Origin of the sequence: Streptomyces spectabilis (assembly GCF_008704795.1) — a bacterium.
Taxonomy (GTDB): Bacteria; Actinomycetota; Actinomycetes; order Streptomycetales; family Streptomycetaceae; genus Streptomyces; species Streptomyces spectabilis.
This window is the reverse complement of record NZ_CP023690.1, coordinates 4,084,839-4,107,473: the sequence shown is the minus strand read 5'-3', so window position 1 is coordinate 4,107,473 and position 22,635 is coordinate 4,084,839. Positions and strand designations below refer to the sequence as shown.

Below are 22,635 nucleotides of genomic sequence, written 5' to 3'. Positions count from 1 at the left end.
TTGGGGTACGGTGGATGAGATTATTTCGGGAAGGTCACAGGGTAAGCCGATGACAGAAGCAAGTCCGCTGGACGCTGCGGAAAGCGCGGTCCGTGCCTTCGGAGCGCCGCAGCTGCCGGAGGAGTGGGGGGCCACCCCGCTCACCGTCGTGATGCCGACGTACAACGAGGCGGGCAGCCTGCCCGGCATGGCCAGGGCCCTCATGGCGCTGCCGCTGCCCGGCCTGCGCCTGCTCGTCGTCGACGACTCCAGCCCCGACGGCACCGGGGCCCTCGCCGAGGAACACGCGCGCCGCGTCGAGGAGACGTACGGGACGCGCCGCATGAGCGTGCTGCACCGCACCGAGAAGGACGGCCTCGGCCGGGCCTACGCGGCGGGCATGGCGCGCGCCGTCGCCGACGGCGCGCAGTACGTGCTGCAGATGGACGCCGACGGCAGCCACCCCGCGGACAAGGTCGCCGAGCTGCTCGGCGTGGCCCTCGCCACCGGCGCCGGCGTCGTCGTCGGCAGCCGCTACGTCCAGGGCGGCACCCTCTCCGACGCCTGGGGCGCCCACCGCAAGCTGCTGTCCCGCTGGGCCAACGCGTACGCGGGCACGATCCTCGGCACCCGGGTCCGGGACATCACCGGCGGCTTCAACCTGTGGCGCGCCGACGCCGTGCGCGCCGTGGACCTCGCGACGGTCGACAGCGCGGGCTACAGCTTCCAGGTCGAGATGAAGTACCGCGCGCTGCGCCACGGCTTCGGCCTGGTGGAGGTGCCCATCCACTTCGAGGACCGCACCGTCGGCGAGTCCAAGATGAATCTGATGGTGCAGCTGGAGTCGGTCGCCATGCCCTGGAAGCTGCGCCTTCGCGACACGCGCCGCGGGGCGCGCGACGCCCTCGTGGGCCGGGCGGCGCGGGCGGCGCGCGGCGACCGGGGGCCGCTGGGATGACGAGCACGGTCCACGAGGCGGCCCGGCTCGCGGCCGCGCCGCACGAGGCGCCCGCGGCGGCGCAGGGGCAGCGCCCGGCGCGGCCGCGGCGGGTCCCGGCGCGCCTGCGCCGCCTGTGCGTGGAGCTCGTCAAGTTCGGCGTGGTCGGCGGCAGCGGCGTCGCGGTCAACTTCCTCGTCTTCAACCTCCTGCTGCACGGCCTGGGTTCGGCCCCGATGGCCGCGACGGTCCTCGCCAGCGTGGTCGCCATGGGCACCAACTACCTGGGCTTCCGCTTCTTCGCCTACCGGGACCGGGCCCGGCGCACCCGGCGCCAGATCGTCCTGTTCTTCGCCTTCAGCAGCATCGGCGTCGCGATGGAGACCCTGCTCTTCTACGCGGCGTACCACGGGGCGGGGATGAACGGCCCCCTCGGCGCCAACGTCGCCAAGGCCCAGTCCATCCTCCTGGCGTCGGCCTTCCGGTTCCTGGTGTACCGGACGTGGGTGTTCCAGCACCGCGCGTCAGCGCAGCACGCCCTTCAGGAGCCGCGCCGCTCCGCGTAGCCGGGCCGTCGCGCCCACGGGCGTCCAGCGCAGCTGGAGGCGGCCCGCGCCCCGGCCCTCCGGCTCCACCGTGACCCGGTGCGGGGCGGTGCCGTGCCGGTAGCCGACGCGGGCCGTGACCGCGGGGAAGTCCAGGGGCGCGAGCAGCAGGCCGCTGTTGCGCAGCGGGCCCTCGGTCAGCTGGAGCACCGGGTGCCGGGCGCCCGCGAAGCCCCGCGGCGGCAGCGCGGCCGCGGCCAGGTCGAGGACGGCGTCGCCCGCGAAGACGCCGGGGCGTACGGGGTCCAGACGGAAGCGGACCGTCAGGCGCCGCCCGCCGGGGGCGACCACCAGGGACGCCACCTGCGGGCCCACCGGGAGCCGGAGCCCCGGGTCGTAGGTGCGCACGCGCAGGAGCAGGCGCGCACCGGGGCCCGGCTCGACGCGGGTCAGCTCGTGGCGGAACAGGGCGCTCGGGAACGGCCGGGTTTCCAGGCCAAGCTCTGTGAGGTCGAGGTCGCGCCGGGCCGCGGGGGTGTCCGGCACGCGCGCGCCCCAGTAGAGGCGGCCGTCGGCGTCCGCCGCCGCCTCGCGCGGGGCCAGGGCGTGGCCGAGGCCGCGGGCCGCGATGCGCGCCTCGGCGAGGCGCCCGTCCCGCACCAGGCGCAGGACCACGCGCTCGGCGCGCGGAAGGCGCTCGTACGCCGCGGGGGACAGGCCCGCCAGATACGGGTTCACGAGGTCCGCGAAGCCGCGCAGCCAGGCGTCGTCGCGGTAGGGCAGGTCGCCCGCGTACATGCGGAAGTCGTGCTTGAGGAACTTGTAGTCCTTGGCCTCGCGCAGGTCCGTGTGGCCGCTGGTGCGCAGGAAGTCGTCGATGAGGCCCTGGACGTGCACGCGGTCGCGCACGTTGCTCAGCTTGTGCCGCTGGTTGGAGATGGAGGCCGCGGACGCGGCTCCGTACGGCTCTATGTACCAGCGGTAGACGGGGTCGGGGATCACGGTGAAGGCCTTGGCCAGGCAGTAGGCCTGGGCCGAGAAGAGCTGGTCCTCGTAGTGGATGCCCTCGGGGAAGCGGAGGCCGTTCCGGTCGAGGAAGGACTTGCGGTACATCTTGCTCGTCGCCAAGTGCTCGAAGAGCAGGGCCGGTTCGGTCGCGATGCCCTCGACCGTGCGGCGCTCCGCGACCAGGTGGGGCATCCAGGTGGAGGTGCGCCCGGTGTCGACGCGGACGCGCTCCACCGCGCCCATCGCGAAGTCGGCCTCCCGCTCGGCGTGCGCGGCGAGCAGCGACTCCACGGCGCGCTCGGGGAGTTCGTCGTCGCTGTCGAGGAACATCAGGTACGGGGCGCGGGCGACGTCGATCGCGCGGTTGCGGGGCGCGCTGCAGCCGCCGCTGTTCTCCGGCAGCCGCAGATGGCTGACGCGCGGGTCCCGGGCGGCGAGTTCGCGGGCCACGCGCGGGGTGTCGTCCGTCGAGTGGTCGTCGCTGATGATCACTTCGATGTCGCCGTGGGTCTGGCGGAGCGCGGAGCGGACCGCGCGCGGCAGGCGGGCCGCGTCGTTGTGGACGATGACGGTGATCGTCACGTCGGGGGTCACAGGACCGCCTCCTCGGGGGTCGGGGCGGGGACGCGCTCGTCGAGCGGTACGACGGGCGGCAGCGCCGACTCCGGTTCGTCGAGGAACACGCGGCGCACCACCCGCTCCGCCGCCCGCCCGTCGTCGAACTCGCAGAAGCGGCGCCGGAAGGCCGCCCGCGCCCGCCGCGCCGCCGCGTCCCGCCAGGCGTCGGTGGTGAGGATCTCCGTCAGCTCCTCCTGGGTGCGCGCCACCGCGCCGGGGGGCTCGGCCAGGAGGTCGAAGTAGACCCCGCGGGTCTTCGCGTACGTCTCCCAGTCGTCGGCGTAGACGACGATCGGCCGGTCCAGGTTGGCGTAGTCGAACATGAGGGACGAGTAGTCCGTGACCAGGGCGTCCGCTGCCAGGGCGAGGTCCTCCACCGGGTCGTACGCGGACACGTCGACGATCCGGCCGGTGCGGCGCGGGGCGGCGGGGGAGGAGCCCGCGCCGCCGTAGAAGTAGTGGCCCCGGACGAGCAGGACGGTGTCCTCGCCGAGGCGGCTCGCCAGGGCGGCCAGGTCCAGGCGCGGGGTCCAGGTCGCCTCGTAGTCGCGGTGCGTGGGCGCGTAGAGCAGGGCGCGCTTGCCGGGGGCGATGCCGAGGCGGTCGCGGACGGCCCGGACGTCGGCGGCCGTCGCGGTGTAGTAGACGTCGTTGCGCGGGTAGCCGTGGTCCAGCTCGGTGTAGCGGGACTGGTAGGCGCGCTGCCACATCTGGGTGGAGTGGCTGTTGGAGCTGACGCTGTAGTCCCAGCGGTCGACGCGGGCGAGCAGCTCGTGGAAGTTCAGGCCCTGTGCGGCGGCCGGGTAGTCGAGCTGGTCGAGGCCCATGCGCTTGAGCGGGGTGCCGTGGTGGGTCTGGAGGTGCACGGAGCCCTGCCGCTTGACGATCGCGTTGGGGAAGTTGGCGTTGTTCACCAGGTACTTCGCCGTCGCCATGACGCGCCAGTAGCGGCGGGTGCCGGGGACGACGTGGTCCGTGCCCGGCGGAAGCAGCGGCTCGTTGGCCCGCGACACCACCCACACCGGGTGGATGTGGGGAGCGAGCTCGGCGAGCTTCGCCGCGATCGCGCCCGGGTTGCAGGCGACGCCCCGGTCCCAGTAGGCCGAGAACACCGCGAGGCGGGGGTCGAGGGGGCGCCTCAGGTCCTGGTGGTACTGGATGTCGCGGACCGTCTTCGCCGCCCTGCGCCTGCCGCCCGCCACCGCCGATCTCAGCTTGCGGCGCCGCTGGTCGGCCAGTTGGAAGGCGCGGTACTTCGTGTACGCGTCCTCTTCGAGCAGGCGGCGGCGCACACCCTCCAGGCCGCCGGGGCGCCGGTGCCCGGGCGGCCGGAAGGCGACCGCCGCGAGCGCGGCGCGGTGGAAGAACTCGCGGGCCTGCGGCTCCGGGAGCCCCGCGCGGGCGACGGTCCGCAGGCCCGCGGTGACCATCGCCACGTACAGGACGCCGAAGGGACCCGGGCCCGCCGCCCGCTGCTCGGCCAGGCGCAGCAGTCGCTCGTACGTCTCCAGGAGGGCGAAGTGGTCCTCGGCCGTCGGCGGCGGCAGGCTCTCGGGCCGCAACCGGCGCTCCTCCAGGGCGGCTTGGTCGAACACGGCGATCCGGTCGGCGGTCAGGAGCGCGGCGTACGCGGCGAACAGCTCGTCGTCCGTGGCAAGCAGGTCCTGGCGGTCCCGCCAGAAGTCCCGGCGCAGCACCCGGTTGCCCAGGACCGGGGTGACCTTGAGCAGGTCGGGGCAGTCCGCGAGCGACACCTCCCGGCGGCCCGGCTCCGCCAGGAACCGGCCGTCGGGGCTCGGCCGCCGTGTGTGGCGCCACGTCGACCTGGTGTGGTCGGTGAGCAGGACGTCCACGGTGTCCGGCAGCGCGGCCGCGCGCTCGGCGACGGCGCGGGCGGCGCCCGTCGGCACGCTGTCCTTGCTGGGCACGAAGTGCAGCCAGCGGCCCCCGGCGCGGGCGGCGCCCGCCGCGCGCGCCGCGCCGTCCGGGGTCTCCTCGGGCAGGGCGACGAGGGTGAGGCCGGGGTGGCGGGCGGCCGCCGCCCGCGCGGAGGTGCCGACGGCGGCGACGACGACCTCCACGTCGGCGCCGGCCTGGCGGGCGAGGGCGTCGAGGCTCTCGCCCAAGTGGCCCTGGACGTTGCGGCCGTGGACGACGACGCTCAGCTGTGGTCGCACGCGCACTCCTAACGTCGCTCAATGCCCCATAGTGTAATGATCTGGACATTGGTGGCACAAAGGGGGAGGGGGGAGAGGGCGAGGGGGCTCCTATTTGCCGGTGAACTTCTCGTACTCCTTGATGACCTCGTCGGTGGGCCCGTCCATGCGCAGCTCGCCGCGCTCCAGCCACAGGACCCGGTCGCAGGTGTCACGGATCGACTTGTTGTTGTGGCTGACCAGGAAGACCGTGCCCGCCTCCTTGCGCAGCTCGCGGATGCGGGCCTCGGAGCGCTTCTGGAACTTGCGGTCGCCCGTGGCCAGGGCCTCGTCGATCATCAGGACGTCGTGGTCCTTGGCCGCCGCGATGGAGAACCGCAGCCGCGCCGCCATGCCCGAGGAGTACGTCCGCATCGGCAGCGTGATGAAGTCGCCCTTCTCATTGATCCCCGAGAAGTCCACGATGTCCTGGTAGCGCTCCTTGACCTGCTCCCGGCTCATCCCCATCGCCAGACCGCCCAGGATCACATTGCGCTCACCCGTCAGATCGTTCATCAGCGCCGCGTTCACCCCGAGCAGAGAGGGCTGGCCGTCGGTGTAGACCTTGCCCCGCTCCGCGGGCAGCAGACCCGCGATCGCCCGCAGCAGCGTCGACTTGCCCGACCCGTTCGACCCGATAAGGCCGATCGCCTCACCCCGGTACGCGGTGAAACTCACCCCGCGCACCGCGTGCACCTTCCGCACCCCCGGCGACTCACCCCGCCGGATGATCCGGCTCAACGCCGCCGTCGCACTGCCCCTGCCCGTCTTCCCGCCATTCACCCGGTACACGATGTGCAGCTCGTCGGCGATCACAGTGGGGGTGCGTCCGTGCTGCTCAGCCGCGTCCATAGGTGTCCTCCGCCTTCCAGAAGAAGATGAATCCGCCGACCCCGGCGAGCAGCGCCCAGCCGACGGCCCACGCCCACACGTGCGCGGGCAGCTGGCTCGCGTGGAAGCTGTCGATGAGCGCGAAGCGCATCAGGTCGATGTAGACGGCGGCCGGGTTGGCCTCCAGGAGCACGGTCACCGCGTGCGGCAGGTTCCGGTCGGCGAGGACCTTGTCGATGCTCCACATCACGCCGGACGCGTACATCCACGTCCGCAGGACGAACGGCATCAGCTGGGCGACGTCCGGGGTCCGCGCGCCGAGCCGGGCGAGGGCGAGCGCGAGCCCGGCGTTGAAGGTGAACTGGAGCGCGAGCGCGGGCGGGACGAGGAGCCAGGACGCGGTGGGCGGCACGCCGAAGCACAGCAGGATCGCGAGCAGCGCGACCAGGGAGAAGAGCAGCTGCTGGAGTTGCTGGGCGCAGTACGAGAGGGGCAGTGCGGCCCGGGGGAAGTGCAGTGCGCGCACCAGGCCGAGGTTGCCGGAGACGGCCCGTGTGCCCGCGAGGGCGGACTGCTGCGTGAAGGTGAACACGAAGACGCCGGTGACCAGGAACGGCACGTAGTCGGGCACGTCGTGCTTGGTGTTCATCAGGACGCCGAAGACGAAGTAGTAGACGGCCGCGTTGAGCAGCGGCGTCATGACCTGCCAGAGCTGGCCGAGCTTCGCCTGGCTGTACTGGGCGGTGAGCCGGGCGGTGGCGAAGGCCGTGACGAAGTGGCGCCGCCGCCACAGCCTGCGCACATAGGTGCCGAGCGGGACGCGGGCGCCGCTGACCGCGAGGCCGTGGCGGGCGGCGAGCTCGGCCGGGGACGGGGCGGCGGCCGGGGCGGGGGGCTTCTCCAGGAGTTGGGTCACGTCCGCTGCTTTCGCTCGGGGGCGCGGGGACGGCGGACGACACGCGGAACCCGTACGCGTCGGGACGGGTCCGTATCGTCGTCACGTCGACAGTAGGGCGTGCCGACGTCGGGACGCAACCGTATCGTCGTCACGTTCTATGCTGTCCCCATGACGACGCGCGACAGGACGAGCGACAAGCAGCCGGGTGAGCAGGGCCGCAGGGCACCGGCCGGGGCCGCCGTGCTCCGCGAGGATGTGACCGAGGCCATCCGGGCCGCCGTCTTCGAGGAACTCGCGGCCGTCGGGTACGCCCGCATGTCGATCGAGGGCATCGCGCGCCGCGCGGGCGTCGGCAAGACCGCCGTCTACCGCCGCTGGCGCTCCAAGCTGCACCTCGTCCTGGACCTGGTCTCCGCGATCGCGGTCCAGGGCCTGCCCACGCCCGACACCGGCTCCCTGGAGGGCGATCTGCGGCTGCTGTACGAGGTGACGTCGCGCGCCCTGCGCCACCCCGTCGCCTCCCAGGTCATCCCCGACCTGATGGCCGAGGCGGCCCGCAACCCCGACATCGAGGCGGCCCTGCAGAAGGCGCTCCGCGAGGGCCAGCACGGCGTCGCGAGCGGCATCGTCGCCCAGGCCGCCGCGCGCGGCGAACTCCGCGCGGACCTGGACGGGGAACTGGCCCTCGACCTGATGTCGGGCCCGCTGTACTGGCGCGCGGTGGTGGTCCGCGGCGCGCTGCCCAAGGGCTATGTGGAGCGCCTGACGGGGGCGACGGCGGCGGCCCTCAAGGCGCTGTAGCGGCCGCGCGGCCACCCCGGGGTGTAGCGGGCTGCACCCCGGATCCGGGAGCGTCCTCCCTGGCCGCGCACCCGCGAGGACCGGCAGAGTCGAGCACGTACGGAAGCCCTCCGCGACCAGCGGACGCCCCGAAAGGCCTCGCCATGAAGTCCCTCCTCTGGCTCGTGCTCGCCCTCGGCGTGCTCGTCAACGCGGTCAGCAGCCTCGTCTTCGACGGCGTGCACCAGACCGTCGTCAGCGTCATCACCGGGATCGCCGTCGTCGTCTCGATCACCGGCCTGGTCCTGGCCCGTGAGCGCCACTCGTAACCTGTTGCCCATGCGAGAGACGCTGGAGCGCGCCGACCGCGCCTCCATGCAGCTGCTGACGGGGGCCGGACTCGCCCTCGTCTCCTATCTGTTCGTCGGCGTGCTGCTGTTCACGGCCGTCGCCTGCCTCATCGTCGTCGGCCTCGGCGTGCTGCCCGAGACGGTGCTGCTGCTGCGGCGGATGGCCCGGTTCAAGCGGCGGCAGGTCGCGCGCTGGTCCGGCGTCGAGATCCCCGAGGCGTACACACCCCTGACCGGCACGCTCACCGCGCGCGTGCGCGCCGCGCTCCGGGACCCCGGCACCTGGCGCGATCTGCGCTGGCTCGTCGCGCACTTCGCGTACGGGCTCGTGCTCCTCTACGCCATGCTCGTGCTGTGGGTCTTCGGGGCCTTCGTGGACGGCGTGTGGTGCGGCCTGCTGCGCCGCAAGGCCGTCGTACTGCCGCTCATCGGGCGGCTCGCCGCGCTCGACGCGGCCTGGTCGCGGACGCTGCTCATGCCCGCGCCGCAGGCGCTGCGCGCCGCCGAACTCGCCGAGCGCGTCGAGGAGCTGACCGCCACGCGCGCGGACGCCGTGGCCGCGCACGGCGCCGAACTGCGGCGCATCGAGCGGGACCTGCACGACGGTGCGCAGGCGCGCCTGGTCTCCCTCTCCATGCGGGTCGGCCTCGCGAAGCGCGCCTACGACAAGGACCCCGACGCCGCCCGCAAGCTCCTCGACGACGCGCAGCTCCAGGCTGAGGAGGCGCTCACCGAACTGCGGCACGTGGTCCGCGGCATCCACCCGCCGATCCTCACCGACCGGGGCCTGGTCGGCGCCGTGCGCGCGCTCGCCGCGGGCAGCGGGCTCGACGTGACGGTGCGGGACGACGGCGTCGAGGCAGGACCCCGGGCCCCGGCGGCCGTCGAGGCCGCCGCGTACTTCGTGGTCGCCGAGGCGCTCACCAACGCGGCCAAGCACAGCGGTGCCGAGCGTGCCTCGGTGGACCTGGCGCGGCGGCGCACGGGCCTGTGGATCGTCGTGCGTGACGAGGGGCGCGGGGGCGCCGACGGGGCGGGCGCCGGCAGCGGACTGCTCGGCATGCGGCGACGGGTCGCCGCGCTCGACGGGATCATGGAGGTGAACAGCCCCGCCGGGGGGCCGACCGCCGTCGAAGTGGAGCTGCCGTGCGTGTGGTGATCGCCGAGGACAACGCCCTGTTGCGGGAGGGCCTCGTGCTGCTGCTCTCGACGTCCGGGCACGAGGTCGCCGCCGTCGCGGCCACCGGGCCCGAGATCCTGCCCGCGCTCCTCGAACACCGGCCCGACGTCGCCGTCCTGGACGTCCGCATGCCGCCCGGCTTCCGCGACGAGGGGCTGCGCGCCGCCCTCGCCGCGCGCCGCGAGCTGCCGGGCCTGCCGGTGCTCGTCCTCTCCCAGTACGTCGAGGAGACGTACGCGGCGGAGCTGCTCGGCGGGGGCGCGGGCGGGGTCGGCTACCTCCTCAAGGACCGGATCGGGCGGGTCGACGAGTTCCTCGACGCGCTGGAGCGGGTGGCCGGGGGCGGCACCGCGCTCGACCCCGAAGTCGTCACGGAGCTCCTCACGCGCCGCCGTGACGATCCCCTCGACTCCCTCACCCCCCGGGAGCGGGAGGTGCTCCACCTCATGGCCGAGGGGCGGGACAACGCGTCCATCGCCGCCGCGCTCGCGGTCACCGACCGGGCCGTCAGCAAACACATCGGCAACGTCTTCCTGAAGCTCGGCCTCCCCCCGACGGACTCGGGGCACCGTCGGGTGCTCGCGGTCCTGGCTTATCTGGACCGGGGCTGACGCTCACCCGCCGGACGGGCCGGATCCCCCCGCCGTCCCGGCGGGGTTGCGCAACAGCTCCACCAGGGCCGCGATGCTCTGGTCGCCGCGGCCCTCGGCCATCGCCCGGCGCAGCAGGTCGTGCATCGGCTCGTGCCAGCGCACGTCGAGGCCGTTCTCGGTGCCCAGCTCCTGGTCGTACGGGATGCCCGCGTGGAAGATCTCGATGGAGGAGAGCGGGTCGGCGTAGTCGCCGCGGTCGATCTCCGCGGCGTGCAGCGGCAGCACGGAGATGATCATCTCCAGCCACTTCCTCGTGTGCGGCACCAGCGTCTCGGCCTTCAGGCCGCGCGCGGTGACCAGGGCCGCGCCCTGGTAGAAGCCGAGCAGGGCGGGCAGCAGGGTGCCGCCCACGGCCTGCTCGTACAGGGCGGCGAGGTCCGGCTCCGGGCCGAGGAACTGGGTGTCGCCGCCCAGGACCCGCAGCGTCGTCCCGTACTCGTCGAACACGGTCCGGTCGCCGCCGTAGTACAGCAGCGTTTCGGGCTCGCCGACGGCCGTCGGCACGTTCTTGACCGCGCCGTCGAGGAAGCGGGCGCCGTGCCCGGTGGCCCAGGAGGCCATGGCGCGGGCGCCGGACGGACTACCGGAGTTGAGGGTGACGAGGGCGCGTCCGGCGAGCTCGGCGGCGGCCGGCTCCAGGGCGGCGAGGGTCGCGTCGTACGTCGTCAGACAGGCGAGGGTCAGCGGGCTCGCGGCGACGGCCGCGCGGATGTCCGGGGCGTGCCTCGCGCCCCGCTCGACGAGGGGCGCGGCCTTCTCGGGGCTGCGGTTCCAGACGGTGGTGGGGTGCCCGGCCGCGAGGTACGCCGAGGCGAGTGCGGCGCCCATGGCCCCGAGTCCGACGACGGTCACGGGCGTGCGGGCAGGCGTGGGCATGGGGGCTCCAATGCTGGGGCGGGGAGGGGGTGTTGATCGCTCACCCCAGCCTGGATTCAGCCGCCGCATTCCTCAAGTACCGACTATTCGGTGCGGTACTCACCCTTTGGTGCGTGCCCGCGCGGGCGCCGCGGGGCGCCTACGCGTCCGGTGGGGCGCTTACGCGCGCTCCGCCTCGGGGTGCAGGCGCAGCCAGCCCGCCCACGCCGACTCGACCATCTCGCGCACGTCCCGCTTGGCGGACCAGCCGAGTTCGGCCGCCATGCGGTCGGCGGCGGCGACGACGCGCGCCGGGTCGCCCGCGCGGCGCTCGGTGACCTCGGGCGGAACGGCGTACCCGGTGACGTCGGCGATGAGGTCGACCATCTCGCGCACCGAGACACCCTCGCCCCGGCCGATGTTGAGCGTCAGATCGGTGCCCGCGGGCACCTCGGTGAGGCGCCGGGCGGCGGCGACATGGGCCTCTGCGACGTCGCTGATGTGGATGTAGTCGCGCACGCAGGTGCCGTCGGGCGTGGGGTAGTCGGCGCCGAAGATCCGCGGGGCCTCGCCGTGCGTGAGCTTCTCGAAGACCATCGGGACGATGTTGAAGACGCCGGTGTCGGCCAGGTCGGGGGAGGCCGCGCCCGCCACGTTGAAGTAGCGCAGGCAGGCCGTGCGCAGACCGGTGGCGCGGCCCGTCGCGCGGGCCAGCCACTCGCCCGCGAGCTTCGTCTCGCCGTACGGGCTCATCGGCAGGCAGGGGGTGTCCTCGGTGACGAGGTCCACGTCGGGCATGCCGTACACGGCGGCGGACGACGACAGGACGAAGGCCGGGACGCCCGCGTCCGTCATGGTCTCCAGGAGGACCCGGAGGCCTTCCACGTTCTCGCGGTAGTAGCGCAGGGGCTGCTCCACGGACTCGCCGACCTGCTTCTTCGCCGCGAGGTGGATGACGCCGGTGACCGCGTGCTCCTCCAGGGCGCGGGCGAGCGGCCCGGCGTCCAGGGTCGAGCCGGTCACGAGCGGCACGTCGGCGGGCACGCGCGCGGCGATGCCGGTGGACAGGTCGTCGTAGACCACCGTCCGCTCGCCCGCCTCGGTCATGGCGCGTACGACGTGCGCGCCGATGTAGCCGGCGCCGCCGGTGATCAGCCAGGTCATGGGTCAGCTCGTCCCGTCGTGTCGTCGGTCGTGTCGTCGGTCGTATGTCGCGGGTCGTCCCGGAAGGTGCAGTCTCGCAGAGGCGGGGTGAGGGGGATGTCAGTGGGCGTTTCGTCCCGGGCGCAGAGCGCGCAGCAGGCGCCCGAGCCGTCGCCGCGCGACCCCGGCGACGCCGAGCGCGCCCGGTGCGAGCCGCACGGCCAGGTTCCCGGCCTGGGTCGCGTACGGCTGGACGAGCAGGACGCCGCGCCGCCCGTCCGGCACCACCGTGCGGCGCAGCAGGCCGGGCCCGGGAAGCGCGCGGGCCGTGGTCTCGCGGGTCGTGCCGTCGTCGAAGAGCAGGCGCACCCGCAGGTCGAAGACGCCGGTGTCGAGCGCGCCGAGGTCGAGCCGCACCTCCGCGTCCCAGGTCCCGTCCGGTGTGCCGGGCCCGAACGCGGCCGTGCGGCGCAGGCCCGGGCGGCCGCCGTCCCGGGGCACCAGCTCCACGTCGACCACGGCGGGGCCGGCCTGTGCCACCCGCCCGTACAGCTCGTGCAGGCGCAGCCGCAGCGTGCCCGCGCGCGGGCGCAGCTCGGCGTCGACGGCGAGCGGGAGCAGCCGCAGCGGGCGGTGGAGGAGGTGGTCGAGGGCGATCTGGGGCAGGTCGTCGGACCAGACGGGCGTGGCGTCGCCCGCGCGCGCGTACGGCGGGGCGAGCCGGGCCGGGCGCGCGGCCACCTGCTGGAGCCGGGCCAGGTCGCGGGGGCGCGGCGAGGCGAGCAGGACCCGGGCGATGACCCGTCCGGGCGCGGGCGCGGCCTCCAGGTCGGCGGTGTCGAACTCCGTCAGGTACGCGCGCGTGAGCGCCCACCATTCGCGCTGGTACGCCGTGCCGCGCGCGGGCAGCTCGCGCGTGTACATGCGCAGGGAGTGGTCGAGGAACTTGGCGCGGGCGGCCCGCGCGAGCGCCTTGCCGCCGCTGTCCCCGGACGCGCGCAGGATGTCCACGGCCTGCCGGTGGGCCCCGACGCGGGCCTTCCAGTTGGCGATCCCGGACCGGTCGAGGGAGATCGACAGCTTGGCGGCGGAGCGCCGCACGTGCCATACGTAGACGGGGTCGGGGACGAGCGCGATGCGCGGCGCGGCGGCCAGGACGCGGGCGCCGAAGACGAAGTCCTCGTAGAGGAAGCGCCCTTCGGGGAAGCGGACGGCGTGCTCGCGCAGGAAGTCCGTGCGGTAGAGCTTGTTGACGCAGAGCGTGTCGTGGACCAGGCGCGGGCGCAGCTCGGGCCGGGCGACGAGCGCGGGCTTGCGGTACAGCTCGGGCTGCCAGGGCACCTCGCGCCCGGACGGCAGCTCGCGGCGTACGCACAGGCCGGACGCGACCTCGGCGCCGTGCCGCTCGGCGGCGGTGAGCAGGGCCTCGGCCGCGCCCGGCGGCAGCACGTCGTCGCTGTCGAGGAACATCACGTAGTCCCCGGTCGCGGCGTCGATCCCGTCGTTGCGCGGGGCGCCGCAGCCGCCGCTGTTGGCCGGGCGGCGCAGGACCTTCAGGAGCGGCTCGGTCCCGGCGAGGTCGTGCAGGACCGCGAGGCTGTCGTCGGTCGAGCAGTCGTCGACGGCGATCACCTCCCGGACGGCGGGGCCCTGGGCGAGCGCGGAGCGCACCGCGTCCGCCAGGTGCGGGGCGTCGTTGTAGCCGATCACGACGACGGTGACGCACGGGGCCGACGGCTGCGGCTGAGGTGAATTCCGTTCCACAAGGGAAATGTTAGAGGTTGCCAGGAATTATCCGATTAAGGGCCCGTGATGGGTCGTCTGCGGCATGTGCGGTTAATACCGGGCAGATCCGAGCAAAGCTCTTCTTCGTGCAGGTCAAGTGGGTCAAGTGGGCCAAGCGATTCCAGCAGGCAGGGCAGGCGGGGCAGGTGCGAGGGGCGGTCGTCGTCCTCGTGCCCGCCCTCGTCATGCTCGCCGTCGGCCTGTGGGGCGTCGAGCGCGGCAACGTCTGGCGCGACGAGGGCGTCACGCTCCAGGTGGCGCGCCGCTCGCTGCCCGAGATCTGGCGGCTGCTGCGCACCGTGGACGCCGTGCACGGCCTGTACTACCTGCTCATGCACACCGTGCTCCCTGCCGGTGCGGGCGAGGTCGCGCTCCGGCTGCCGTCGGTGCTCGCGGCGGCCGCCACCGCCGGGCTCGTCGCCGCCGTCGGGGCGCGCCTCACGCGCCCGCGCGTCGGCCTGTGGGCGGGGCTCCTGTACGCGGTGACGCCGCTCGCCGGGCAGTACGCGCAGCAGGGCAGGTCGTACGCGCTCGTCGCCGCCGGGGCCGCCCTGGCCACGCTGCTGCTCGTCCGGGCCGTCGAACGGCCCGCGCGGCCGGGCCCGTGGTGCGCGTACGCCGCCGCGGCCGCCGCCACCGCGCTGCTGCACGAACTCGCCGCGCTGCTGCTCGCCGCGCACGCCGTGACCCTGCTGCTCGGCCGCGCGGCGCCCCGCGTGTGGCGGGCCTGGGCGGCTGCGGCGGGGCTGGCCGCGCTGCCCCTCGTGCCGCTCGCCCTCGTCTCGCACCGGCAGGCGGCGCAGGTCGGCTGGCTGCGGCCGCCGGACGGCACGGCGGCGGTGCGGCTCCTGCGGGAGTTCACCGGGCCCACGCTCGCGGTCCTCGCCGCCGAACTCGCCCTCGCCGCGCTCGCCCTGTGCGGGCCCTGGACGCGCCGCCGCGCCGGGCTCTGTCTCCAGGCGGTGGCGCTCCCGCTGCTCGTCGTGCCGCCCGCCGCACTGCTCACGGTCTCGCAGCAGTGGCCGCTGTACCACGCGCGGTACGTGCTGTTCGCGCTCGCGGGCGGGCCGTTGCTGGTGGCGACGGGCGCGGACCGGGTGGTGCGGGCGCTCCCCGTGGGGCGCGGGCGCGGCGCGGTGGCCGCCGCCGGGGCGCTCGCCGTCGGCTGCGTCTTCTGGTGGCAGTTCCCCCTGCACCGGGGCGACCGGGCCGCCGGGCGCGGCGAGGACCACGCGGCGCTCGCCGCCGTCGCCGCCCGCGAACTGCGCCCCGGCGACCCGGTCCTGTACCTGCCGCTCATCGCCCGCCGCGTGCCGCTCACCTACCCCGACGCCTTCCACGGCGTACGGGACGTAGCCCTGCGGACGTCGGGGGCCGCGTCCGGCACGCTCTACGGCCGCGAGGCCGACCCCGCCGAACTGCGCCGCAGGCTCGCGGGCGTGGACCGCCTCTGGGTGCTCTCCGAGGCGGGCCCGCTGCGCGGCGCGGCCGGTGACCGGGGTTCCACGGAGGGCGTCAAGCTCGCCGTGCTGCGCCGGGAGTTCACCCGGCGCGCCGAGCACGTCACGGTGGGCGGGGCGCTGCGGCTCTACGTCCGCCGCTGACCCGCTCCGCCGACCCGGGCCAGGACCTCTCCCGTACGCGGCCCCCACGCCACCACCACCGCCTCCGGCGGCACCCGCTGCGCCGGGTCGAGCAGCAGCCAGCGCACGTCGTAGCGGCGGACGATCGCGGCGCGCTCCGCGCGCGTCGACTCCGGCGCGAGGTACGCCCGCACGGCGCGCAGGCGCCGCTGCCGCGCCTCCTCGGCGAGCGAGGTGTCCGGCCAGGCGGGCGCGACCAGGTCGGCGCCGAAGGCCGGGAGTGAACGCGTGGGCCGGTAGCCGTCGGTGAGCACCACGTCGCCGGGACGGATCCGGTCCGTCGCCCAGGCGTAGCCGGGCCAGCGCGGCGGCTGGTCGAAGCCGACCGGGTCTAGGGCGCGGGGCACCACCGCGCCCGCCTGGACCTGGCAGAACCCGACGGCCGCCCCGAGCGCGGCCGCCCCCGCGAGCGCGGCGCGGCGCGTCCCCCACGGGCGGGGGGCCGCCAGCTCGATCGCCAGGGCGAACTGGAGGGGGACCAGGGTCAGGCCGAGGATGCGGCCGTACGTGTAGTGGCCGCTGAGCCAGCCGTAGGCGACGACCGCGCAGTCCAGGGCGAACATCAGGACGAGGGGGTCCCTGCGGTCGCGGCGCCACCGGGCCCCGAGGGCGGGGAGTCCCAGGGCCGCCGCGAGCCAGAAGCGCTGGGGCATCTCTGTGTAGAGCTGTCGGTGGATGGCGTCGACGCTTTGGTCTCCGACCAGGGTGAACGGGTTGAAGTAGGGCCAGGTTGTCGCTACTGCCACGGCTGTCGTGGCGGCCAGGGCCCAGTGCACAGTTGCTCGGTGGGCGCAGCGAGTACTCGGCTGACCGCCGCTGACGGCGAACGCTGCTACCCCGATCAGCGCCGCCACCGATGAGATCGGGTGAATGAGCAGAATCAGGCCGCACAGCGCGCCCAGACCCCCGTACCCCCAGAGCGACTTCGGGCCCGTGGCTGCCCAGGACCAGGCCCAGAAGGCCAGGCCGATGGCGAAGGTCGACGGGTAGCCGAGGTTGCCCGTCATCGACATCAGGCCCAGGTAGCCGCTCCACCAGGCCATGCGGGTGCCCCACAGCAGGACCATCGCGGCAAGGGCCAGGACCGGCGCCCAGGGGCGGGGGGTCAGGGCGCGGACGAAGCGGTTCAGGCCGGTGAGCAGGACGAGCAGGTTGAGCGGCCCGGAGAGCTTGACCACCTCCCAGCCCGCGAGGCCCGTGGCCTTGGCGAGCAGGGCCTGGGCGACGGCGTACGGCGAGTAGTAGGCGCTGCCGTCGCCCGGCAGGTCCGCCATCGGGTGGGCGGGGTGGAGCAGGTCGGCCTTGAGGCGTTCGACGACCGCCGCGTGCTGGCCGAAGTCGCAGCACATCGGGACGCGCCAGTACGCGAGCGTCATGCCGAGCCAGAACAGGCCGCCGAGGACCAGGAACGGCGTCGGCCGCCACAGCCGCCCGGCGCCGGACGCGGTGGCGCCCGCCGGGGCGCGCCGGGTCAGGAGCGCGGTCACCGCATGAGCCTCTCCGCGACGCGGGCCGCCGCCCGGCCGTCGTCGAGGTCGCAGTACTCCTCGCGGAAGGACGCGTAGGCCGGGGCGTGCCGGGCGGTGACCGCGTCGAGGTCGCGCAGGGCGGCCACGACGTCGGCGGTGGAGGCGAGCAGCGGTCCCGGCGCGCGGGTCTCGAAGTCGAGGTAGAAGCCGCGCACGGTGTCGCGGTAGTGCTCCAGGTCGTAGGCGTGGAACAGCATCGGGCGGCCGGTGTGCGCGAAGTCGAACATCAGGGACGAGTAGTCGGTGACCAGGACGTCGGCGACGAGCAGGAGTTCGGCGGCGCGGGGGTGGGCGCTGACGTCGCGGACGAAGGGGGCGCGGGCGCCGGGCAGGCGGCCCGAGGTGAGCGGGTGCTTGCGGACGAGCAGGACGTGGTCGTCGCCGAGGGCGCGCTCGGCGGCGCGGAAGTCGAGGGCGGCCTCGTAGCGGAAGCGGCCGGGCGCGGCGGCGAGGTGGTCGCGGTACGTCGGCGCGTACAGGACGACCCGCTTGTCCGGGGCGAGGCCGAGGTCGCGCCGCACGCGCTCGGCGACCTTGGCGCGGTCGGCGGCGAACAGCACGTCGTTGCGCGGGGACCCGGCCTCAAGGACCTCACCGTCGTAGGCGAGGGCGCGGCCCAGGTGCCCGGTGGCGAAGCGGTTGGGGGAGACCAGGACGTTCCACTGCCGGGCCAGGTGCGGCAGGGCGTCGAGGTGGCCGTGGTCGGCGTACAGCGTGTCGGTCAGATCGGTGCCGACGCGCTTGAGGGGGGCGCCGTGCCAGGTCTGCACGACGGTCTGGCCCGCGCGCCGCTCGAAGAAGTCCGGCAGGTGGCCCGCGGTGACGACGCGGCGGCAGCGGGCCAGGGCCTCGTACCAGGCGGCGCTGTGCTCCTCCACGCCGCGCGCGCCGGGCGGCACCGGCGTCTGCTGGTCGTGCGTGACCCACAGGTGCTCGACGTCGGCGCCGCGCCGCACGAGTTCGTCGTGGACGGCGCGCGGCGAGTCGCCGTCGAAGTACAGGACCGCGTCGCGCAGGGACTTGGCGCGCTCGCGCGGGTAGTGCTCGGTGCGCAGCCGGTGACGCCGGTACGCGCCGCGCTCGGTGCGCGCGAGCACGGAGCCCGACTCGATCAGGAGCCGGTCGCCGAAGCGCCGGTCGACGGTGAACTCCCGGCCCTGAAGGGTGCGGTGGTCCGGCAGGGCCGCGCCGAGGGAGGCCAGGACCCGCACCGGCACGCCGGGACCGCTGTGGCCCGCCTCCCGCAGGAAGGCGTACCAGCGGCCCTGCCGCAGCAGGCCGCCGCCGGGTGCGAGGGTCGCGCGGAAGCGGCCGCCGACGCGCTCCACCGGCACGGTCACCTCGTCGTCGCGGCCGCTGTGGCGCAGCACGAGTTCGGCCGTGGGCCAGCTCGCGGGCGTGGCCGTGCCCTCCACGGTGAGGCCGCCGTCGTCCGTCCAGGCCACGTGGTCCGCGACGGGCTGCCGGGTGAGTTCGACCACGAGGCGGCCCTGGTCGTCGGCGGTGGCGCACAGCTCGCGCCCCGGCCGGGACGCGTACCGGCCGGGCGCGAGGCCGAGGGCGGCGGCGACCTGCACCTGCTTGCCGTCGGGCAGCACGAGGCGGGCCTGCCAGCGGTCGCCGTGCGGGGGCTCGACCTGGGCGGGCGCGTGGTGCGGCGCGGGCGGCACGTCCTCCAGGTCCGCGAGGCGGATCCGGGCGTCGAAGCGGTCGCCGCCGACCGTCACCGGGTAGCTGAACTCGGCCCCGCCGTTGGTGAGGCGCAGGGTCCGCGGCCGTGCGGGCCCGGTGAGCGTGCCGGTGAGCACGACGTCGCCGCCGTCGAGGCGGTGGGCGTCCACGCGCGCGGCGTACTCCTGGATCCGCAGGACGAGCCGCCCCTTGCTGAACCCTGCCGTGAGCCGGAGCCCGTCGTCGAGGTCGCGGACCAGGGACTGGGCGCTCGCGCCGTCCTGGGCGCGCACGGCCGCGCGCCGCACCGTGCCGTGGCCCGCGAGGACCACGCCGAACAGCCAGTTCCCGGGGCGCCAGCGGCCGCCGGTCCTCAGCCGCTCGGGGTCGACGGTCATCTCGAAGCCGGACAGGTCGTAGCTGTGCAGCTGCTGCCGCGAGGCCTCGGTGGCCTCGGGCATGGCGACGGTGCGGGTGGGCACGCGGCGGAACCTGCCCTTGCTGTGGGCGGACTTGAGGAGCCCGGTCTTCACGCTTCTCGCGGGGCGGTCGGCGGGGAGGTTGCGCACGTACGCGTAGCCGCTGACGCGCAGCTTCCCCTCGGCGTCCCAGGAGGCCTCGCGCAGCCGGGCCACGACGGGCAGTTCGCCGCGGCCGAGCCGGGTCAGCTCCCGCGGAAGGGCGCCGACGCCGGGGAACGCGGCGTGCCGGCGGCGGGCGCCGCGCACCGTGAACGCGCCCTTGCCGCCGCGCCGTTCGCGGGCGAGCAGCTCGATCAGCTCGTCGGTGCGCCGCTCGCGCACCAGCTGCCACTTCGCCCGCAGGTCCACGGGCAGCCGCCGGGTGAGCTCCGGCTCCGCGGCGGCCAGGAACTCCGCGGTGCCGTCGAGGAACGCCGCGCGGTACTCGGGCCCGCCCATCGGCAGGCCCTCCAGGAAGTACACGAAGTCGTCGCGCAGACAGGACGCGTCGTACGTCGCCTTCAGCTCGGGCGCGTGCCCGCCGAGGAAGGCGCTGACGTGCGCGCAGGCCGCGATCCGGTCGCGCACGCCCTTGACGTCGGTGCGCCGCCGCGTGATGGAGCCCTCGCGCACCCGCCAGTAGTAGACGTGCTCGCTCAGCACGTCCACGGCCTCGGCGAGGAAGTGCGCGGGGATCATCACCGGCGTGTCCTCGTACAGGCGGCCCTCGGGGAAGGCGAAGCCGTGCCGGTCCCAGAAGTCCCTGCGGAACACCTTGTTCCAGGCGACGCGGTCGGCGAGGAGGGCGAGGTCGCGGCCGATGTGGGTGCGGGTGCGCGGCTCGGTGAGCCACTGGTACTGCCAGGCCTGCGAGCGGCCGCGCTCGGTGAGCCGCCACACGTTTCCGGTGGCGAAGTCGGAGCCGCTCGCGTCCAGGCTCGCGATCATGCGGGCGTACGCGCCGTGCGGCACGACGTCGTCGCTGTCCACGAACGTCAGGTACGTGGCGCCCGGACTCGCGTGCCGCACGCCGGTGTTGCGGGCGGCGCTCAGGCCCGCGTTGGGCTGGCGCACATAGACGAAGCGCGGGTCGCGGGCGGCGAAGGCGCGCGCGATGTCCGGGCTCGCGTCGGTGGAGCCGTCGTCGACGAGGACGACCTCCAGACCGCCGACGGGGCCGGTGCCGCCCTCGGGGCCCGGTGTCTGCCGGGCGATCGACTCCAGGCACTCCTCAAGGAACTCCTCGACGTTGTAGATGGGTACGACGACGCTGAGTCGGGGCTGCACGGCGACCGGCCTTTCCTGGGCGTACGGGGGCAATACGTCCATTACGGGCGTATCCATCCCGTTTGCCCGGTCGTGTCGCCCTTCTCCGCGTCGATCACCCCTACGAGTGAGGGTTCTTCGGCGGTCCGTACGCATTGGCTACCGTCGGTGCGCATGTCGCGCTTCTCCGTAGTCGTGCCCGTCCACCGCGTCCAGGGCTATCTCAGGGAGTGCCTTGACTCGGTGCTCGACCAGACCTTCGACGACCTCGAACTGATCGTCGTCGACGACGCGTCCCCCGACGGCTGCGCGGACATCGCCGCCGCGTACGCGCGCCGCGACCCGCGCGCGCACCTCGTCCGGCTGCCCGGGAGCCGGGGCCCCGGCCCCGCCCGTGACGCCGGGGCCGCCCGCGCCACCGGCGCCTATCTGCTCTTCCTCGACGGCGACGACCTGCTCCTGCCGGGCGCGCTCGGCGCCGTCGACGCCGCGCTCACCGGGGCGGGCGACCCGGACGTCCTGGTGTTCGCGCACGACAGGATGAACTGGTGGGGCGACGTGCGCGCCGGACGCGACGACCTGACCGGCGACCCGCTCGGCGTGACGCCCGCCGCCTGGAACCGCGTCGTGCGCCGGGAGTTCTGGACCGGACAGCGCCTGGCGTTCTCAGCGGGCCCCTACGAGGACGTGGTGCCCGCGCACCGGGCGACCCTCCAGGCCGGGGACCGCGTCGCCGCGCTCGACCGGGTGTGCGTGCGCTGGCGGGAGCGGCGCGTCGGCGGCTTCGCCAACGCCCCCGGCGAGCGCCACCTCACCGTGATCGAACGCTACGAGGAGCTGTTCACCGGTGGCTACGACCGCCCGGACGCCGTCACCCGGCTCTATCCGCACGCCGTACGCCATCTGCTCGCCGTCCTCGGCGACCCCGGGCGCGTCGCCCCGCGCGACCGGCCGGAGTTCTTCCGCCGCGCCTCGGGGCTGCTCGGGGCGCACCGCCCGCCGGGCCACGAGCCCGCGTCCGCGGAGGAGCGCGCCCTGGCCGAAGGGGCGCACCGCGCCTACGAGCGCCTGGAGCGGTCCGCGAGCCGGGGCGCCGCCCTGCGCGCCCAGCTGGCCCGGCGCAAGAAGCAGCTCGCCGCCCGCGTCAAGCGCACCGCCTACCGCGCCGAGCTGCGCACGGCGCGCCTCGACCCGGAACTCGCCGTGTACGGGGCGTACTGGAACCGCGGCGTCTCCTGCAACCCGGCCGCCATCCACGCCAAGGCCCGCGAACTCGCCCCGCACGTCAAGGGCGTCTTCGTCGTCTCGTACCACCACCGGCACCGGGTCCCGCCCGGCGTCGACCACGTCTTCGCGGGCTCGCTCGGCTACTGGCGGGCCATGGCCCGCGCCACGTACCTGATCAACAACTCCAGCTTCCCCGGCGGCTTCACCAAGCGCCCCGGCCAGGTCTACCTCCAGACCCACCACGGCACGCCCCTGAAGAAGATGGGCATGGACCAGCGGCGCTACCCGGCGAGCACCCACAACCTCAGCTTCCAGCGCCTCATGGACCACGTCGACCAGTGGGACTTCAGCCTCTCCGCCAACCCGCACTCCACCGAGACCTGGGAGCGCGTCTACCCGTCCGCGTCCTACCGCGCCCTGGAGCTCGGCTACCCGCGCAACGACGTGTACTTCACGGCGACGGACGACGACGTGCGCCGCGTCCGCAAGGAACTCGGCGTCGAGGACGGCCGGACGGTCCTCCTGTACGCGCCCACGCACCGGGACTACCAGAAGGGCTTCCTGCCCCGGCTCGACCTGGAGCGCTTCGCCGCCGCGCTCGGCCCCTCGTACGTGATCCTGGTCCGCGCCCACTACTTCTACGGCTCCGACGCGGGCCTCGCCGCCCACCCCGGCATCGTCGACGTGACCGGCCACCCGCGCGTGGAGGACCTCTGCCTGGCCGCCGACGCCCTGGTGACGGACTACTCCTCGCTGATGTTCGACTACGCCTGTCTGGACCGCCCGATCGTCACCTACGCCCCCGACTGGCAGGCCTACCGCCTGGCCCGCGGCACGTACTTCGACCTCCTGTCGGGCCACGAGGGCGACACACCGGGCGCGGTGGCCACCACGGAGGCCGACCTCACCGCCCTGTTCCGCGACAACGCCTGGGACACCCCGGACACGACCCGCCTGCGCTCGGCCTTCCGCGCCCGCTTCTGCCCGTACGACGACGGGGGAGCGGCGGAGCGAGTGGTGCGACACCTCTTCCTGGGCGAGGCACAGCTGCCCTGTTTTTAGGGGCGCGGGGAACTGCGCG

At 74.6% G+C, this 22,635-nt stretch carries 17 protein-coding genes; 8 read left to right on the top strand and 9 right to left on the bottom strand.

Translation table 11 applies throughout. The features are described from left to right. The first annotated feature begins 151 nt into the window (after nt 1-151). Together CP982_RS17760 and CP982_RS17755 are read left to right on the top strand one after the other, a co-directional pair. Nucleotides 152-937 carry a polyprenol monophosphomannose synthase gene (locus CP982_RS17760; protein WP_361836469.1) on the top strand — a complete coding sequence of 262 codons (786 nt, stop codon included), beginning with the start codon at nt 152-154 and terminating at the stop codon, nt 935-937. Continuing rightward, complete coding sequence (locus CP982_RS17755; protein WP_150511438.1) at nt 934-1,482, top strand: GtrA family protein; 549 nt, start codon at nt 934-936, stop codon at nt 1,480-1,482. Before CP982_RS17760 ends, CP982_RS17755 begins: the two co-directional genes overlap by 4 nt. Here CP982_RS17755 and CP982_RS17750 read toward each other — a convergent pair. The 4 genes from CP982_RS17750 to CP982_RS17735 all read right to left on the bottom strand — a co-directional run bounded on the left by CP982_RS17750 (nt 1,441) and on the right by CP982_RS17735 (nt 7,029). Then, nucleotides 1,441-3,063, bottom strand: coding sequence for a glycosyltransferase family 2 protein (locus tag CP982_RS17750; RefSeq protein WP_170316451.1), 1,623 nt, complete (start codon nt 3,061-3,063; stop codon nt 1,441-1,443). The genes CP982_RS17755 and CP982_RS17750 overlap by 42 nt on opposite strands. Next, complete coding sequence (locus CP982_RS17745; protein ID WP_229879817.1) at nt 3,060-5,264, bottom strand: CDP-glycerol glycerophosphotransferase family protein; 2,205 nt, start codon at nt 5,262-5,264, stop codon at nt 3,060-3,062. Before CP982_RS17745 ends, CP982_RS17750 begins: the two co-directional genes overlap by 4 nt. A 90-nt stretch (nt 5,265-5,354) precedes the next feature. After that, complete coding sequence (locus tag CP982_RS17740; RefSeq protein ID WP_150511437.1) at nt 5,355-6,134, bottom strand: ABC transporter ATP-binding protein; 780 nt, start codon at nt 6,132-6,134, stop codon at nt 5,355-5,357. After that, nucleotides 6,121-7,029 carry an ABC transporter permease gene (locus CP982_RS17735; RefSeq protein ID WP_150511436.1) on the bottom strand — a complete coding sequence of 303 codons (909 nt, stop codon included), beginning with the start codon at nt 7,027-7,029 and terminating at the stop codon, nt 6,121-6,123. The genes CP982_RS17740 and CP982_RS17735 overlap by 14 nt, the downstream gene beginning before the upstream one ends. Before the next feature lie 150 nt (nt 7,030-7,179). Between CP982_RS17735 and CP982_RS17730 the strand changes: the two genes are divergently transcribed. The 4 genes from CP982_RS17730 (at nt 7,180) to CP982_RS17720 (ending at nt 9,932) form a co-directional block, all read left to right on the top strand. Next, nucleotides 7,180-7,812: a TetR/AcrR family transcriptional regulator gene (locus tag CP982_RS17730; protein ID WP_150511435.1), complete on the top strand. Its 633-nt coding sequence runs from the start codon at nt 7,180-7,182 to the stop codon at nt 7,810-7,812. Between the two features lie 143 nt (nt 7,813-7,955). Continuing rightward, complete coding sequence (locus CP982_RS41790) at nt 7,956-8,120, top strand: hypothetical protein (RefSeq protein WP_170316450.1); 165 nt, start codon at nt 7,956-7,958, stop codon at nt 8,118-8,120. A gap of 10 nt (nt 8,121-8,130) precedes the next feature. Continuing rightward, nucleotides 8,131-9,300: a sensor histidine kinase gene (locus CP982_RS17725; RefSeq protein ID WP_150511434.1), complete on the top strand. Its 1,170-nt coding sequence runs from the start codon at nt 8,131-8,133 to the stop codon at nt 9,298-9,300. Beyond that, the gene (locus CP982_RS17720; protein ID WP_150511433.1) at nt 9,288-9,932 is read left to right on the top strand and encodes a response regulator transcription factor; all 645 of its coding nucleotides are present in this window, start codon (nt 9,288-9,290) and stop codon (nt 9,930-9,932) included. Before CP982_RS17725 ends, CP982_RS17720 begins: the two co-directional genes overlap by 13 nt. Before the next feature lie 3 nt (nt 9,933-9,935). Here CP982_RS17720 and CP982_RS17715 read toward each other — a convergent pair whose 3' ends face one another. The 3 genes from CP982_RS17715 to CP982_RS17705 all read right to left on the bottom strand — a co-directional run bounded on the left by CP982_RS17715 (nt 9,936) and on the right by CP982_RS17705 (nt 13,736). Then, on the bottom strand, nt 9,936-10,850 hold the full coding sequence (locus CP982_RS17715) for an NAD(P)-dependent oxidoreductase (RefSeq protein ID WP_150511432.1): 915 nt from the start codon (nt 10,848-10,850) through the stop codon (nt 9,936-9,938). A 159-nt stretch (nt 10,851-11,009) separates the two neighbouring features. After that, entirely contained in the window at nt 11,010-11,993 is a 984-nt protein-coding gene (gene galE, locus CP982_RS17710) for a UDP-glucose 4-epimerase GalE (protein ID WP_150511431.1), read from the bottom strand. Between the two features lie 99 nt (nt 11,994-12,092). Then, the gene (locus CP982_RS17705; protein ID WP_150511430.1) at nt 12,093-13,736 is read right to left on the bottom strand and encodes a glycosyltransferase family 2 protein; all 1,644 of its coding nucleotides are present in this window, start codon (nt 13,734-13,736) and stop codon (nt 12,093-12,095) included. Nucleotides 13,737-13,843: 107 nt separating this feature from the next. Between CP982_RS17705 and CP982_RS17700 the strand changes: the two genes are divergently transcribed. Further along, entirely contained in the window at nt 13,844-15,361 is a 1,518-nt protein-coding gene (locus tag CP982_RS17700; protein ID WP_229879146.1) for a glycosyltransferase family 39 protein, read from the top strand. Here CP982_RS17700 and CP982_RS17695 read toward each other — a convergent pair. Then, nucleotides 15,346-16,887, bottom strand: coding sequence for a hypothetical protein (locus CP982_RS17695; protein WP_150511429.1), 1,542 nt, complete (start codon nt 16,885-16,887; stop codon nt 15,346-15,348). The genes CP982_RS17700 and CP982_RS17695 overlap by 16 nt on opposite strands. Further along, nucleotides 16,884-20,390, bottom strand: coding sequence for a bifunctional glycosyltransferase/CDP-glycerol:glycerophosphate glycerophosphotransferase (locus CP982_RS17690; RefSeq protein ID WP_184925516.1), 3,507 nt, complete (start codon nt 20,388-20,390; stop codon nt 16,884-16,886). The genes CP982_RS17695 and CP982_RS17690 overlap by 4 nt, the downstream gene beginning before the upstream one ends. A gap of 111 nt (nt 20,391-20,501) precedes the next feature. On the opposite strand from CP982_RS17690, the gene CP982_RS17685 reads away from it, so the two are divergent. Continuing rightward, the gene (locus CP982_RS17685) at nt 20,502-22,616 is read left to right on the top strand and encodes a bifunctional glycosyltransferase/CDP-glycerol:glycerophosphate glycerophosphotransferase (protein ID WP_150511428.1); all 2,115 of its coding nucleotides are present in this window, start codon (nt 20,502-20,504) and stop codon (nt 22,614-22,616) included. The last annotated feature ends 19 nt before the right edge of the window (nt 22,617-22,635 follow it).